Source organism: Hyphomonas johnsonii MHS-2, from assembly GCF_000685275.1.
Taxonomy (GTDB): domain Bacteria; phylum Pseudomonadota; class Alphaproteobacteria; order Caulobacterales; family Hyphomonadaceae; genus Hyphomonas; species Hyphomonas johnsonii.
In genome coordinates this window covers 1-668 of the sequence record NZ_ARYK01000016.1, presented here as the reverse complement: position 1 = coordinate 668, position 668 = coordinate 1, and the positions used below count along the sequence as shown (strand labels likewise).

Genomic DNA, 668 nt, shown 5'->3' with positions numbered 1-668 from the left:
GTCGTTTTCGATGCTTCGAGCAGTTGGTCGAATGCGGGATTGTGCTGCTTTGCGAATACGATGGCAGGGTGATCGGCGGCAAGTTGGTGATAGTAGAAGGACGTGCCTTCCTTCAGCTGCTTTTCAATCGATGCAGCCGTTGCAGCCATGCCTTCGGCGAAGGATTTGTAGTCTTCCCCTTCCCGCTTCATCTTGAAGATCAGGACATCGGCGCCTTCAGGGAACGCGGCTTCCCAGCCAGTCGGCATGTTGGAGCCGAAGTGGAAGATCGAACCAGCTTCCATGACCTGGCGCTTGCCCTCACTGCAGAGAACCCAGCGACCGCTCATTGTGTAAACGATGCTCTCGGTCGGATGCGGATGCTCTGACAGGAACATGCCGGGCTCAAGCCGCAGCGTGTAGGCACGCAACTGCTCGCCGAACAGCAAGGGCGCAAAATAGCCCTCATGCGTGAATGTCCGGCTGCCGCCCATCGACGCAGCCGAGACGTTCTCAATGATCTCGACATTGTTAGCGAGCTGAACATATTCAGGTGCCAGATTGGTCGCCCGGACCACGTAAGCATCACGAATCTCAGCCGCTGCGTCGCCGGAGAGTTGATGGGACCCATCAGGCGCGTGTGAGTGACCATGCGCATCGTCCGCCGATTGGGCGGTTTCTGCTGAGGG

Annotated in this window: 1 protein-coding gene; it reads right to left on the bottom strand. The window is 57.9% G+C overall.

Annotated elements, in window-relative coordinates; all coding sequences use genetic code 11:
- On the bottom strand, positions 1-557 hold a 557-nt coding region (locus HJO_RS17400), incomplete at its 3' end, for a cupin domain-containing protein (protein WP_156945864.1).
- Positions 558-668 lie beyond the last annotated feature (111 nt).